Annotated in this window: 11 protein-coding genes and 2 pseudogenes; 5 read left to right on the forward strand and 8 right to left on the reverse strand. The window is 45.2% G+C overall.

The window, feature by feature from the left end; translation table 11 throughout:
- Positions 1-75: 75 nt before the first annotated feature.
- Together ACQEXR_RS16805 and ACQEXR_RS16810 are read left to right on the forward strand one after the other, a co-directional pair.
- Positions 76-906, forward strand: coding sequence for an HDOD domain-containing protein (locus ACQEXR_RS16805; protein WP_269375277.1), 831 nt, complete (start codon positions 76-78; stop codon positions 904-906).
- Positions 907-999: 93 nt separating this feature from the next.
- Positions 1,000-1,887 carry a LysR family transcriptional regulator gene (locus ACQEXR_RS16810; protein ID WP_427020781.1) on the forward strand — a complete coding sequence of 296 codons (888 nt, stop codon included), beginning with the start codon at positions 1,000-1,002 and terminating at the stop codon, positions 1,885-1,887.
- A 67-nt stretch (positions 1,888-1,954) separates the two neighbouring features.
- On the opposite strand, the gene ACQEXR_RS16815 is transcribed toward ACQEXR_RS16810, so the two are convergent.
- The 5 genes from ACQEXR_RS16815 to ACQEXR_RS16835 all read right to left on the reverse strand — a co-directional run bounded on the left by ACQEXR_RS16815 (position 1,955) and on the right by ACQEXR_RS16835 (position 8,014).
- Positions 1,955-2,113 carry a hypothetical protein gene (locus tag ACQEXR_RS16815; protein ID WP_427020787.1) on the reverse strand — a complete coding sequence of 53 codons (159 nt, stop codon included), beginning with the start codon at positions 2,111-2,113 and terminating at the stop codon, positions 1,955-1,957.
- Positions 2,114-2,498: 385 nt separating this feature from the next.
- Positions 2,499-4,376: a PhoX family protein gene (locus ACQEXR_RS16820; protein WP_427020782.1), complete on the reverse strand. Its 1,878-nt coding sequence runs from the start codon at positions 4,374-4,376 to the stop codon at positions 2,499-2,501.
- Between the two features lie 462 nt (positions 4,377-4,838).
- Positions 4,839-5,672, reverse strand: a complete 834-nt coding sequence (locus tag ACQEXR_RS16825) for an arginase (protein WP_138973042.1) — start codon at positions 5,670-5,672, stop codon at positions 4,839-4,841.
- A gap of 5 nt (positions 5,673-5,677) precedes the next feature.
- Positions 5,678-6,403 carry an IclR family transcriptional regulator gene (locus ACQEXR_RS16830; protein WP_419723629.1) on the reverse strand — a complete coding sequence of 242 codons (726 nt, stop codon included), beginning with the start codon at positions 6,401-6,403 and terminating at the stop codon, positions 5,678-5,680.
- A gap of 216 nt (positions 6,404-6,619) precedes the next feature.
- Positions 6,620-8,014, reverse strand: a complete 1,395-nt coding sequence (locus tag ACQEXR_RS16835; protein WP_427020783.1) for a glycoside hydrolase family 1 protein — start codon at positions 8,012-8,014, stop codon at positions 6,620-6,622.
- A gap of 203 nt (positions 8,015-8,217) precedes the next feature.
- Here ACQEXR_RS16835 and ACQEXR_RS16840 point away from each other — a divergent pair, with 203 nt between their 5' ends.
- The 3 genes and pseudogenes from ACQEXR_RS16840 to ACQEXR_RS16850 all read left to right on the forward strand — a co-directional run bounded on the left by ACQEXR_RS16840 (position 8,218) and on the right by ACQEXR_RS16850 (position 11,539).
- The gene (locus ACQEXR_RS16840) at positions 8,218-8,637 is read left to right on the forward strand and encodes a universal stress protein (RefSeq protein WP_331418066.1); all 420 of its coding nucleotides are present in this window, start codon (positions 8,218-8,220) and stop codon (positions 8,635-8,637) included.
- A gap of 225 nt (positions 8,638-8,862) precedes the next feature.
- A pseudogene (locus ACQEXR_RS16845) lies at positions 8,863-9,522 on the forward strand (nitroreductase family protein).
- A 304-nt stretch (positions 9,523-9,826) separates the two neighbouring features.
- The gene (locus tag ACQEXR_RS16850; protein ID WP_427020784.1) at positions 9,827-11,539 is read left to right on the forward strand and encodes a methyl-accepting chemotaxis protein; all 1,713 of its coding nucleotides are present in this window, start codon (positions 9,827-9,829) and stop codon (positions 11,537-11,539) included.
- 25 nt (positions 11,540-11,564) lie between these two features.
- Here the strand turns inward: ACQEXR_RS16850 and ACQEXR_RS16855 are convergent, their stop codons facing one another.
- The 3 genes and pseudogenes from ACQEXR_RS16855 to ACQEXR_RS16865 form a co-directional block, all read right to left on the reverse strand.
- Positions 11,565-12,419, reverse strand: a complete 855-nt coding sequence (locus ACQEXR_RS16855) for a DMT family transporter (protein ID WP_427020785.1) — start codon at positions 12,417-12,419, stop codon at positions 11,565-11,567.
- A 94-nt stretch (positions 12,420-12,513) separates the two neighbouring features.
- Positions 12,514-14,193, reverse strand: coding sequence for a DUF342 domain-containing protein (locus ACQEXR_RS16860; protein ID WP_427020786.1), 1,680 nt, complete (start codon positions 14,191-14,193; stop codon positions 12,514-12,516).
- Between the two features lie 121 nt (positions 14,194-14,314).
- Positions 14,315-15,337 (reverse strand): annotated as a pseudogene (locus ACQEXR_RS16865) (SpoIIE family protein phosphatase); the annotation flags it as partial.
- Between the last annotated feature and the right edge of the window lie 73 nt (positions 15,338-15,410).

The raw sequence follows: 15,410 nt of genomic DNA on the forward strand, positions 1-15,410 counted from the left end.
TTATTTATCCGTCAGATGGAGGGGGCTTCCATTGTGAACTATAGTAATTTAGCTCACGGGAATAAGGAGAGAATTATGAGTCAGGAGGCACTACTATCTCGTTTGAACGAGCTGCCAAGGATTCAAAAAGTTCTTCAAGAACTGCTAGACATGGTGACCAAAGACGACGTCGACTTCAGACTTCTTGCCAATAAAATTGCCACCGATCAGGTCTTGAGCGCGCGCTTACTCAGATTAGCCAACTCTGCACATTTTGGCGGTAACAAAACGATCTCCTCAGTTAACGAGGCTCTGGTTCGCGTTGGTACAGCACCGGTGAGGACGTTAGTTGTGGTTTCAGTGCTGTCAGGGGTATTTCCTAAGCTACCAACCTTAGATATCAGTAAATACTGGGAAGAGACGTTTGAAGTTTCCATTATTGCCAGCAAGATCGCCAGCGTGACCGATATGGATGGAGACGAAGCTTTTACCACAGGTATCTTACACAATATCGGTGAGTTAATGATACATGCACTGGTTCCAGAACAGGCCAAAATCATCACTGCTCGGGCAGAAGCCGGAGAAAATGCCATCGCAGTTCAGGAAGAAATTCTTGATATCACTGCGCCGACATTAGGAGCTAAGTTAGCCAAGAGCTGGCACTTCCCAGATGTCATGATTGACGCCATCGCCAATTTTGACCAACCACGCGACGCAGAAATTTCACCTAAAATGGCCACCACCTTACACTTTGCCCGTTCGATTCATCGCGATTGGGACAAGTTAGAAAGTGATGAGGGAAAGAGCCGATATCTGGCCGAGCATCCCGACTCGCGCTTGCTGAATATCTCCACATCATTTGCCTCAACCATAGATCAATTTCGCGGCAATGGAAAAGCGTTAGCGATAGAGCTCAACGCAGCGTAAATCGTACAGCGAGCCTAGGCTCGCCTTCCCCTACCAAAACAATGTGTTATCACCTACACTAGGTTAGATAATTTTTTGTTATGGGCCGTATTAATGCTAAACCCTTCTTGGCTAAAGACATTTGTCACTTTGGTTGATACTGGACACTTCACCAAAACCGCAGAAAAGCTGTTTATGACGCAACCCGGTGTCAGTCAGCATATCAAAAAACTAGAACACGTCTGCGGACACGCGTTAATTGAAAGACACAACAAAACATTTGTCATCACAGAAGCGGGAAGGACAGTCTATGACTACGCCAACCAACTAGAATCTGAACAAAAAAAGATGTTGAGCTCACTCAGCCAAGACGATCCGTACAGTGGTATGGTGTCTGTCTCTTGTTCGGGTTCACTGGCGTTACTACTCTACCCTCATCTGCTCAATTTACAATGTAAACACCCTGAGCTTATTCCCCTGCTGGAAGCGGCTCCTCACCACAAAATCCTTGCTGACGTCATCAAGGGTGAGGTCGACATGGGGATTGTGGCAAACGAGCCGACTGATCCACGTATTGATTCACACAAGTTTGGTTCTGAGCCGCTATGCCTGATGCTACCTAAAGAAAAGATGGCTAAAAAACTCGATGAAAAAGCGCTTAAAGAGCTCGGACTGATCAGACACCCTGATGCCGAACACTACTTGTCGCTCTATTTTTCACGCTGCGGGGAAAGTCAGCTTGCCGCGATCAATATCAATCACATCCCAACGACGGGATACATCAATCAGCTGAGTCAGATTTTATTGCCTGTCGCGCATGGGCATGGGTTTACTATCTTGCCTAAAAGCGCTCTAGAGGCTTTCCCGCTCAAAGACCAAATCGCTGTCTATCAGCCCAAAAGTGAAGTGATTGAAACTCTCTATCTGCTGACTAAACGACACCGACAAATTCCGGCACGCTTTGACACCATTAGGCAAGTCATGAAAAATCAGTTGAATTAGTTGGGAGAGATAAAACGCAAAAAGGAGCCACTGGCTCCTTTTTCACGTGTTTTGTACTTTTCATCATTTATGCTTCGAGAACATCTTCACCAGACATCTCGGAGATCAGCAACAAATCGTCTTCATCGAGTTTCATTCCCAACACAGGGACACCATGTTGAACTATCCAACTGCAGAAGAATACGAATACGCCTAAAGCGACAAGACCAAGTGATAGCATAGCCAAACCTCCTCCGTGGTTATCAACAAAGTATCGATAACTTGAAGATGTGACTTTTTGAGAAAGATAAAGCAAAAGGCCTACGGAAATACTTAGTTCTATTACGTTTGTCGATTCACTCTTAACGACGGGTTCGTTAAGCCCTGTGTGTCGATTTGGGTTCAGTTTATTCGTATTTACTTTGGGAGTTTACTCGATTCTCTACACCTTTAAGTTACTGAGATACCTTTTCAATATAGTGATACCGTACACGTGAAGCAACTATATTTAGTGGTGAATGAATAGAAGATCACAAATTTTATGCCTACACACGCATAATTATCGCAAACTCGCCTGTAGCAACACAAAAACGGGGCACAAAGCCCCGTTTCAAAACCCAGTTTATGAGTGTTTAGGCGCCTATCACGCCACCATCTTCTCGGGTAATCGCCATGATGGTTGAACGCGGTTTAGTGCTACCCCCGCCAGGGAAGTGCGAAGGTGCCCCGTCTTCACCTGGGTGCTGAACACCAACAAACATGGTTTTATAGTCTGCTGAAAAAGTAAGGCCGGTAATCTCACAAGCAACTGGGCCAGTAAGGAAACGACGCACTTCGCCCGTCATAGGATCACCACACAACATTTGGTTGTTACCTTGACCCGCAAAATTTCCTTTGTTCGAGTAATTGCCGTCGGTTTGAATCCACAAGCGACCCGCGCTATCAAAACCAATACCATCAGGGCTGTTGAACATGTTATCTGCATTAATGTTGTCACTGCCTGCATACAGGCTACCCTGATGCACTTGTGGGTTACCGGCAATCAAGTAGAGATCCCATTCAAAATTGTCACTGATGTGAGATCCGTTCTTCGGCATCCAACGCACAATCTGACCATAGTGGTTTTCTTTACGCGGGTTAGGACCACCTACAGGCTGTCCCTCTTTAACACCACGGTTTTTGTTGTTGGTTAAGGTGCAGAATACATGCTTGTTATCTGGGTGAACCGCGACCCACTCAGGACGATCCATGGTTGTTGCCCCCACTTGCGTTGCCGCACGACGAGCAAAGATCATCACTTCAGCCTGATCCATAAAACCATTCTGCTTTGTTAGCCCATTTTTACCATGCGTAAGCTCGATCCACTGACCTTTACCGCGCAGTTGTTTATCATCCATCTCGAATTTCGCCACATACAATGTGCCTTCTTCAAGTAGGTTGCGATTCGCTTGGTCATTACCCGGCTGGTATGTGTTCTTAGAGACAAATTTGTACAGGTGCTCACCACGCTCATCATCGCCTAGGTACACCACAACATGACCGCTGTCATCCACCAATAATGCAGCATTTTCATGTTTAAATCGGCCTAAAGCCGTGCGCTTCAGTGGGGTTGATGTAGGGTCATTCGGGTCAATTTCTACTACCCAACCAAAACGGTGAGGTTCATTTGGGTGCTTGGCAACATCAAAACGCTCATCACTATCGTGCCATTGATAATTACTTGGTGCGGCTTTTACTCCGTAGCGTTTATGGTCAGCGCTAAGATCAGCACTCGCTCTAGTACCAAAGTAGCCATTGAAGTTCTCTTCACAAGTTAGGTATGTTCCCCAAGGCGTTTGACCATTCGCGCAGTTATTAAACGTGCCCAGCGGCTTCATTCCCGAAGGATCCAGCTCAGTTTTCATTAAATCATGACCAGCCGCAGGCCCGGTGAGTTTCATTTCAGTGTTGGCTGTAATTCTGCGGTTTCGCATGCCATTTTTATCCAGCTTCCACTCACCGCCTTTTCGAATGATTTCAAATACCGTAACACCGTGTGCAGCCTGAGCTTTTAACACATCGTCGGCAGTCATGGCTTTACCACCGTGATCAAACAGTAGATCGTAATTGGTGTATTCATTATTTACCGCGATAACCGCTCGGTCTTCGCTAATAGGAAATAGGCTCATCCCATCCGTGTTATCACCAAACTGACGCAATTGAGCCTTAGAACCTTGCTTACCACTCGGGTCAAACTCAGGGGCATCTGGGAAAATAGGGTCTCCCCACGACAGCAGCGGCGTTGCTTTGTACCCTTTAGGTACAATAAACGCATCGGCCGTCGAAGCAGGAACCGCTTCAAAGTTGAGCAGTGAACTGTCGTTGTTAGCGGCAAAAGCTTTAGTAATTGGGTTTAGTGAAAGAAATGCACTTGCACTAACGGCTGCGGTACCAGCTAAAAAACGACGACGTGATAAACACGCGTCGATCATTTGGCTGAATTGAGAATCCTGACTGTCACGATCCCACATTGCTGACTCCTTGCTTGAGTAGTTTTTATCTCTTTGGCGCAGATCGTAGATAGTTAGCATGACAAACAAGTTAAGCTATTGTTTCATATTGATTAATAAAAATAGACACAAAGAGTGAATTTACATTTCAACTTCATTAAAGTGCGCTATGGTTCACTTTTGACTGATAAATAGTGTAATACGTACAAAAAAATGTGATCAAAAACCTAGATCTTTTCAGATTTGGTAGCTACATTGTTGATTGTTCATGAGGAACTACATTCACATAAGCTCATTGAGGAGCATGTTTGTTTTTTAAGTGAGGGATTATCATGAAGAAAATGAGAAAAGCACAATTGCATCGCGTACGCATTCAATACTGGAAAGAGTCGAACAAAGACGCGAGCAAATCATCTTAATGTGCTAACCCACCGTACTAAGCTGGCTTAACCGCCAGCTTTTGTGTTTTTATCGCAGTGAAAATTAGGCTGCTCTATGGCTGAAAGGAAACAACTGAGTTAACTCATGCATGATGCTTTGCGTCTGTTTTGAGTAAAGATGTTTATCTTTATAACCCACCAATTGTACCTGACGCACCTTTCCGGAAATCAGTAACTGACGAATCATACGATTGACCATCTGCACATCCAATGCCGTTCCTTGCTCCAATCTCGAGACTGGGTAGAGGCAAGATAAGTCGATGTTTACTACCACATCATTACAGTGCGCTAAAAAGCTCGCCAACTGATTCTTGACTTGAAAACGATGACTGAAGCTGCATTCTTCACCCGTCATCCAATCACAACCTAAGTCTTCAGCGTATTCTAACAAACGCTCTGTATGCTGGTTAATATCAACCCCTAGGCAGAACAGACGACACTCATTGTAGCGAGCAAGAGCAAAATGGTATGCGCTGCCTTGAACGGGTTCTAGTGACGCCTTGAGTTCAAAGTCTCGACCAATATGAACAATGCCAAGCTCTTGTCTAGAGGAATGCAACAGAGGCAACGAGTGGAGCAAGGTTTCACTGTTATTAGTAAACACAACTGGCAATGTCTCAGTGCCAAGGTAACGGCTCAACTGATGCTGGTATTTGGTCACTGGCTGAGCAGTAAGGTTGTAGTGCCCACCATTTAACCAGCTAAAACCATCCAGCTCTTCAATCCACTGATAAATCTCTTCCAAGCTTTGATCGGCCATTTCGAAATCCACCAGCTTCATCGGCTTGAGCTTTTCACTAACCGTGAGAAGAGCTAAACGATGAGACAACATCCCTGTGAGATTTTGATCTTTATTACGTCGAAATAGGCCAAACATATGAATTACCTTTCTGGGGGCAATGCCCTCGCTGCTTGAAGTACGTGAAGAATGATCCTCTGTTGATTTAATTGAACTCGATGAGCAGGAGCCATTACTGAAATTGCGCCGATCAGTTTGGAGCCTTTCATTACTGGTGCGCTGATACCAGAAACACCAGAGTCAATTTCTGAGGTACTAACGGCATATCCCTGATTGCGGATTTGCTCCAGTTCCAGCTTCCACTGTTCGTGGCGTTCTTGTTCCCCAAAATAGCGCAAGATTTTTTCACATCGCGTTGCTGGCATATAAGCCAACATAACTTTGGATGAGGCGCCTCGTAACAGGGGTTGACTTTGACCCTGGACGTAGCTGCAACGAAGCGCCTGCATGCTCTCTTTGCGACTCACACACAATGCTCTGTAACCAACAGGCACCATATAAGCCGCCATCTCACCCGTCTGTTTCTGTAAGCGGTTCAACACTGCGTCAACGACATCTAAGTCGTGTTGACTCGTTTCATAACTGCGCATCAATAGCAGAGCTGCTGGACCGATGATCAAGGTTTTGTCATTTGGACTTTCCTCGATCAGATTCCACTCTTTTAGCAACTTCAAATGACGGTAAAGACTACTGATCGGTGTGCCTAATTGTTCACTCAACTGTTTGGCTGTGATCGGCTCATCATTGACCGCCACCTGCATTAATAGTTGAAGAACTTTTTCGTTAACCTGTCCGCTATTCTGTTTCATAGAGTTCACGCTATTGTTGTAGCGTTTTCGATTGATAGTGATCAAATTGTATTCTTACTTGGTAGGAATTTATAAACAAAATAATGCTACATTTCTTACTATGTGAGAATACAAAAAACTAAAGGCGATCATTTTCTCAGTGCATTTGTCGAACGTCGGTGTGAATAAAAAGGAGCCTCATAACGGCTCCTTTTACTTGTATGGAATAATATTTGGCTATTTCTGCGTAAGGCTAGCACCATGAGTGGCAATCACCTGTTGGTACCAGAAAAAACTCTTTTTGCGTTTTCGTTCTAAACTACCGTGTCCATCATCATGCCTATCAACGTAGATAAATCCGTATCGCTTGCTCATCTCGGCGGTTGAGTTGGCCACCAAATCAATGGGCCCCCAACTGGTGAATCCCATTAGCTCAACGCCATCTAACATCGCTTCGTGAGCCTGAACCAAATGATCATTGAGATAAGCGATTCGATAATCGTCATTGATTTGGCCGTTGTCATCGATTTCATCGCGAGCTCCAAGACCATTCTCCACCACAAATAATGGCTTTTGGTAGCGGTCGTACAAAAAGTTAAGCAGTATACGTAGCCCTTTCGGGTCGATGAGCCACCCCCACTGACTTTTTTCAAGGTAAGGATTCGGAACGCTGTCAACGATATTTCCCACCTCTTTGTGCTTAGGATCCGCACTCGCGCAGCCGCTGGCGTAATAACTAAATGAGATAAAATCGACACTCGCACTGGCTAACAACTCAAGATCTCCAGGTTGCATCTCAATCTCGATGCCTTGTTCACGGAAATATCTCAACATATAACCTGGGTACTTACCTCGCGTTTGGACATCACCAAAGAATAACCACTTGTTGTTCTCATGCATCGCTGCAATCACATCATCAGGATGACAGGTGAATGGGTAGTTAATCGCACCAAGCAGCATATTGCCTACCTTGCCATCTGGAATCACCTTGTGACACAGATTAACGGCTTTCGCGTTAGCCAGTAGTTGGTGGTGTATAGCTTGGTAAATCTGCTGTTGATTAGCCTCTTCAGCCAAGCCAACACCAGTAAATGGCGCGTGAAGCGACATGTTAATCTCGTTGAACGTCAACCAAAGTTTGACTTTGTCTTTGTAACGTTCAAATACCGTGTGCGCATAACGCTCAAAAAAGGTGATCAATTCGCGGCTAGCCCAACCGCCATAGTTTTCGACTAACGCATAGGGCATCTCATAATGAGATAAGGTCACAAACGGCTGAATATTATGCTTAGCCAGTTGATCGAAAATCTTGTCGTAGTATGCCAGCCCCTGCTCATTTGGCTCTAGTTCATCGCCATTTGGATAGATACGCGTCCACGCAATAGAAAGCCGTAAGCAGTTGAATCCCATCTCATCGAATAGTTCAATATCCTGCGGATAACGATGGTAAAAATCGATCGCAACATCCTTGATTCCTTCACCACGTTGTTCACGACTTTGATGCGGGCTTAAAATGCCATTTGGCAACATATCAGAAGTTGATAACCCCTTGTTATCAGAGTTAAAAGCGCCTTCTACCTGATTGGCAGCGATCGCGCCACCCCAAAGAAAATTGGTCGGGAATGTGGTCATGTTCAGTTCCTAGTCCGTCGTTTATCTGCCCACCATTGTAGACCTAGCCTAGCCAAACAAATGAGGTCGGGATAATTAATTTATCTTTCCTATTTTGTTGGCCTTTTTATGTAAGCTTTTGGCATTTTCGAGATCTTGACGGCACCTTTATCCAACCTCAAGGTTTATGCTTAGATTAGGATATTCACTAGAAGGTCATGTTTATGAACTACAAACATATTCTTGTTGCGCTTGAGCTTACTGACGAAAGTAAAGTGTTAGTCGATAAAGCGGTCTACTTGGCAAAACTGACGAATGCCGAGGTTTCATTTATCCATATTGATGGCTCTCACGGGGAGATTTACCCAGAAGTTGTCGACCTTCAAACCGAGACGAATCAGCCGCCGTTTGGTGAGCACACCATTGAACAAATCCGCGCATTTGAATCGTACAGCGCATTCCCTATTAAGCACATCCTGCTTGGCTCGGGAGACCTAGCCGATAAATTAGCGAATACGATCGAAAATAATAACGTCGATCTCTTGCTCTGTGGTCACCACCACGATTTTTGGAGCAAAATTGTCTCTTACTCCAAACATTTAGTCGATGCATCTCCCGTTGATATCCTTGTGGTACCTATCTAGCCCTTTGTTGCTCCGCTCAACGTTGACAACGGGTCTCATAGCGAGGCCCGTTTTTAATTTTTATGCGTTTCTAACCGACTCCTTGCCACGCTGCATTATGGACAAAAAGTTCCATAGTGATTGGCAAATATCGCTATTTTTCCGTTAGTTATCATGACGTAAATTACCCTCATCAAGAGACGCTGACGGCAATTGGCGCCAATATAGAGAAAGTTAGGAGCCCATATGACTCATCCAATTATCAAAGATTTAGAAACTCGCTACACCGCTAAAAAATATGACGCGACCAAACGCATTTCAGCGCAGGATATCGAAACCATCAAGCAAGCGATCCACCTATCTGCTTCATCAATTAACTAGCAACCATGGAAATTTATCGTGCTAGAGAGTGATGAAGCAAAACAAAGATTTCACGACACATTTGCCAATAAGTTTGCGTTTAATCAACCACACGCAAAAGAAGCATCACATACGATTTTGTTTGCCCATAACCCACGTTATACCAAAGAGCAGTACAAAAAAGTTGTCGATGCAGAAGTGACATCAGGTCATTTACCAGCAGAGCGATACAACGACATGCTAAATGGCGCATTCGGTTTTGCTGAACTGAATACCGATGAGGCAGGCTACAACGGAAATTGGACGAAAGCTCAAACTTACATTGCCCTAGGTAATACCTTACACACACTGGCACGCTTGGGGATTGCTTCGACACCAATGGAAGGGGTTGATGCCGAGCTAATCGGTGACGTATTCAAAGAAGAGCTAGACGGATACGTATGTGATTTTGCACTTGCAATGGGCTACCACAAAGAAGGTGAAGACTATAACCACGGTCTGCCAAAAGCTCGTTTGCCTATTGAAGACGTTATCACAACACTTTAAAGCATCGGAGCGGATACTATGGTGAAACGCACGATCGTTGCCAATATCACCGCTAAACCGCATGACTCACATTCAGTGAGCCACACAAAATCACAAGGCTTCCTTTAAGGAAGCCTTTTTGCTTCCATTCATCACGCTAATGACTATTTCATCTTGGACTCTAAAAACATGCGCGACCTAACATTTTAGGGCTAGCTCATAACAAGAAAATTATTTTGATGATCTGAGTCAATTTGAAGAGAGGATTAGTTCATCCAATTTATCTAATATTAGGAAAAATAAATATACTAATTGAGGATACGTCATGACATCAGTTTCGCGAGAGCAGAGTCCGGAAAACACACAACTCACCCGCAAAGGTTTCTCCTCGCTGTTCGCTAAAGTAAGTACCAAACTAAAATTGGCGATCTTACTGACCTTCATTGCCTTCTTGGTCTTAGGCTATAAAGGCATATCCGGTATGCAGACATCTGCCAGTTTTATTGAAGAACTGTATAGCCAAGGGATGCAACATACTATAAGAACCAGTCGAGTCATTGATGAACTGAGTAATGCCCGAAGCGCATTGCTACTCTCATTTCAACATGATCCTTCATCGGACACGGCAGCAATGCATGACCACCCTTTGCAGTTCCATATTGATCAGATTCAGACCTCACTGAAAACCTTGCATCATATTATTGATAACGAACTATTAAAGTCCGAGCTTGGTGCAGAAGAAAAAACCGTTGTCACTAATCTAGCAAAAGTCATTGACGATATTACCAACCAAGGTTTTGAACCCGCCATCGCCAAATTGAATTCTGGTGACTTTAACGGCTCCAACCTCATCCTTCTGAGTAAGATAAATCCGTTGTTTAACGAGGCTTACAAATTCGCAGAAACCTTTTTCACAATGCAGGTAAACGAAGGTAAAAACAGTTTCAATCAGGCCAATGAAAACACCCGTCACTTTATCGTTGCGGTAAGCGGTATCACACTGATTTCTCTGGTCGTGATCATTGGCCTTTCCACCGTAGTAGTAAAACGCATTAACGCTGCCGTGACCCAACTAGAGACCTCTTCAGGGCAAATTGCCCAAGGGGATCTGACCCAGCGTTTATCTCTGAGTGGAAACGATGAGTTTGCTCGTATTGCTGACTCAGTCAACAATATTGTGAGCAGTTTTCAGCATGTTGTGCAGACCAACCGTGATTCCATCAGTCAATTAGCACGCTCTGCCGAAGAGAGCTCAGCCGTCGCAGTACAGACCAAACAAAATATCCTGACGCAGCAAGCGCAAACCGAGCAAATCGCAACAGCCATCAATGAGTTTACCGCTACGGTTCATGAAGTCGCGCAAAGCGCCTCATCAGCGGCACAAGCTTCTGAACAGGCGGATCAGGCCGCTGAAAGCGGTCAGAAAGTGGTGACGGAAAGTATCGACTTGATTGAAAAACTATCGAGAGAAATGCAAGACTCTGTCAACGCGATGCACCAGTTGGCGAAGCACTCAGAAGAGATCGGCAGTGTGGTCGATGTGATTCAGGGGATTTCAGAACAGACTAACTTGCTGGCACTCAACGCCGCTATCGAAGCGGCGCGGGCAGGAGAACAAGGACGAGGTTTTGCGGTGGTGGCTGACGAAGTACGAACACTCGCCAGTCGAACTCAACAGTCAACGCAAGAGATACTCGAGACCATTCAGCGTTTGCAAAATGGCAGCCGTGAATCGACTCAACGTTTAGAAATCGGCGCGCAAAATGCGTTGTCTACGGTTGAAAAAGCTCGTGAAGCAGGCGATGCACTCAATTTGATTAAGTCGAGTGTCGATCAAATCACGGCGATGAATGTCCAAATTGCGACTGCCGCAGAACAACAAAGTCTAGTGACTGAAGAGATAAACACTAACATATCGAGTATCAGCGAAATTTCCAATCAAACAGCGGTGGGAGCGGAGCAAAGCAGTGCGGCGACACAAGAGTTAGCCGAGCTCACCGAACTGCTTCACCATGAAATCGAACATTATCGCGTTTAATCAAAAGCTGCTGACCCAGATCATCTCACTCTGGGTCAGCGTTTTCTTTTGCAACAAAAATCACAGCAATACCACTTAACACAAGTAACGCTGCGATTACGGAACTCGTTGTAATCGTCTCGCCAAGGCCAATACTACCCGCTGCAAACGCAATAACGGGCACACTAAGTTGAGCGACAGAGGCCTGCAACATCGATATCTGTTTCACTACTCGATACCAAAGAATATAACCAAATCCAGATGCGAAAATTCCCGACAACAATGCCCATCCCACCCCGCTCAGCGTGAGGGTTGCGGTATGAACAAGCCATGGACTCAGCACTAAAGCAATGACGCTCGCCAGTACAAAACCATGCGTAATTGAGAGTGAAGGTGCCGCCGCCGTGCGTCCCAATAACGTAAAAGCAGCCCAACAAATACCGGACAACATCATCAAGATCGCGGCCGACAAACTAGGCGTTTGGGCAGAGGGTAGCATCAAAGTAACAAAGCCCCCAATCGCCACGGCAATGCCTAAGATTTCGATTCGGTTCAAGCGATATCCGGAAAGCACATGAAACACCACTAACGCGAGCTGAACCATACCAAACAGAATCAATGCCCCAGTTCCGGTACTAAGCTGCGTATACGCAAATGAAAAACTTACCGCGTAGCCGAACAGTGCAATCCCCCCCGCCCAACTGACCTTACTGGTCAAAAACCGCCTCTTGAGTTCGCGGCGTATCATCAAAATCACCGCTAAAGTAATCGCACCAGATAGCAATCGGATGAAGGTAAAAGACCCCGGATCTATCGCCTCTTCAGCCAGAGCAAAACGACAAAAAAAAGAGTTCGCAGCAAAAGCGATCAAAGCCACAATCAGATTGATTGAATTAGACATGTGTCATCCCATTTAAGTCCAACTAAAGTATATCGGCAAACCATATGGGCGATAGCATCATTGATTATGATTAATAGCGTCTAAGTCTAAAGAATCAATCGTCTTGCTCTAGGTCTTCTTCCTCAAACATCGATGAACGTTTGATTTCATATTGATTGAAACTAAAAATACTCGCGCCTCGGACGCGTTTGGTGATCACCTTTTCATCACCAAACTGAACCGTTACGTGAGTAAACACTTTGTTCTTAGCCTCTAAGGTACACTCAGCCAACGCGACTTCTAACTCTTGATCATTAGTGTCTCGAGCATGTTTCACCTTCTCGAGATGAGCATTGGCTTCCTGCTTGTCTGCCTCTAACTTCTGTTCTTGTTCGGGAGTGCGCTCTGACTTGGGCGTTTTTTTGAATTCCAGCTCTTTGCGGATAATACCCATAGTCCCTTCTTGAGCGTGAGTATATTGTTCTTTGAGCTTAGCTTGACGCTCTTTATACATTTGAAAGCGAGCAAAAACATGCACGTAGGTAGCGGTATCGCCTTCTACACCGAGATTTACGCACGTCACCTTGCCACCCACTTTAGCAGAGCCACCGCTTAAAGTGCCCTGCTTTTCGTTGGCGTCACAAACCACGAGATTGTGTCCACAACGAACTTCATTACCCATACAGTGGACACTAAGGTGAATGTCATTTGCAGCCTGTAGTTCGGCGAACTGCGCATAGTTGGCGGTAATAGAACCACCCGATTTTACGATACAGCTTTTCTTCTCACCTTCAGAAACGTTATGGCCAATGATCCCTTTAGCCACTTCGATATCACCTTGAACTTGGATATCGGCTGATTCAATAAAGCCACCAACCGTGAGATTTCCCGTCGCCCTCACGACCATATCTGACTCGACATTGCCGAGGACGACAACATTGCCCTTGAATTTAACATGCCCCGTCGCCACACCAATGGTAGGGAGGCATAGTGCATCTTCAACCTCAACACCACGCTCTTTGAGAATCGGCATGCCCGAAACGGAGGCAATTAACAGATTGGGATTATCAGGGGAGATCATCGTGCCCTTGCCGACCTTAAACACCGCATCTTTACCCGGCTTAGGTGGAATGACTTTGCCAAGCACCGTCATCCCAGGCAACCCCTTAGTAGCAGGAACCCGTTTCATTAAAGGGTCATTTTGTGAAACATTGATGGTCTCGCCCAAATTAAGCATATCGACTTTACCATCAACGGAAGATTCTTTAGGCGCGAGAACTTGTTTGGTGGGATCTTTGACCAAAGGAACAAATTTGGCGTCTACACCCTGTTTAGGTTGCTTGCCTTGTGCGACGGCTTGAGTGAACGTCTCTCCAGGTTTCAACTGATGGCTCATGACCAGTACTTTTTTCAAGGCGAGCTTATTGATCCCTTTAGTCACATGCATTTGAGCCAAAGCGTGAACGATTTGTGGGCCTCTGAGTGGTTGCCCACGATAGGCACCAGTGACAACCATACTAGCAAGCATGTCATGATCAGAAAGAACGACTTCGACACAAGCATTGCGTACCTCAGCAACCGTGATGCCAACATAGGCTTCGCTTTTCATCTCTTTTGCGCAATGAATAAAACGAGTGACTTCGTCTTCAAGCACAAATAAGTCTCCAGCGCCAATTGCTGACAACGCTTCACTCAAACCGCGACTGTCAAAATTCTTATCAACCGTGATATCGGGTAACAACTTCGCGATAACTTGTTTGTTATCATCAGAAAAAGCAACAAACTTATCCCACATGCCATTCTGCCTTTAAGTTCCTTCTAGGCCGAGTGTATAAAATTAATCCTCATCACTGTATCAAAATAGTGACAATTTCAGGCATATATCACTAGATGATGTTTTTACACTGTAAATAACGTTAGCTAGAGCTCGGAAAGTGATGAGCCGCTTTTAACGAATATACTGCGGTGACACTGCGCCCCTGCTTTGAATACTCTAGTGAATCACACAATTCCGAAGCAAGAACAATACCGCGTCCGTGGGTGAGCGGCTGTTTTTCCTGACTTGAACCATAATTTTTCTGATAATCAAACCCTTCTCCATTATGCTCAAGTTCCATGATCAACTTTTCTTCTTTAGGTAAAAAATTGATGCTGAGTTCTGTCCAAGCACTGTCTTCCAACTCTTTTAGCTTTTCCTCTCGCAGTTGATAGAACAAGAAAAAACCATCAGGCTCTTCTTTTATCGCAGAATCAAGTCTTAACAGCCCGTGCTCAATCGCGTTGGCAAACAGCTCTGAGAGCACAGAACATACCAAGTCCAAATGCACTCCACCATGCAGTATGCCTGCCACGAACTTACGCACTTCAATCATCACGGAAACATTGCGCAATACTTCTCCATCTAAGCGCAGCTTAGATTGGCTGGGAATCTGATTGATCGTCGTGCTATTTGGCGGTGGTTCTTGAACATTGCCGTTGGAGATAGGAAACCGCATGGCAAGAATGGATAAGTCATCCCCAACAGGCTTGTTCGCAAACTGACGAACGGAATCATACAAGGTTGGGATAATGGCTCGATTTGACAAAAAAGCCTTCTCTAAACGCTGCTGACCAAACTGTTCACCTTCCTCATTCATCGCTTCGATAACACCGTCGGTATAGCAGATGATCTGTTGGTCTGGTTCCAATTTGAAATGCACCAAGTCCGATTCAAACTCATGAGGTTGTAGAACCCCCAATGGCATGTGAGTGGAAGTCAGTCGACGGACGATTGAGCCATCTCGCTCAATCAAGTAACCATCAGGAAGCCCTCCCCCCCACCAAGAGACTTCAAACCCATTGGCACGTACCTCAAAGATACTTGCCGCCAACATCATGCCCATAGGTAAGAAACGGACTAAAACTTCATTAATCTCCCGAGCGATCTCTCCTAAAGAAATGTATGGTCCGCCCCGTTATTGCAACTACAATTTAGTAATAACGGAGTTGGTTTGCGCTAATGTATTCGGAGTC

This window comes from Vibrio sp. TRT 2004 (assembly GCF_050113735.1).
Lineage (GTDB): Bacteria > Pseudomonadota > Gammaproteobacteria > Enterobacterales > Vibrionaceae > Vibrio.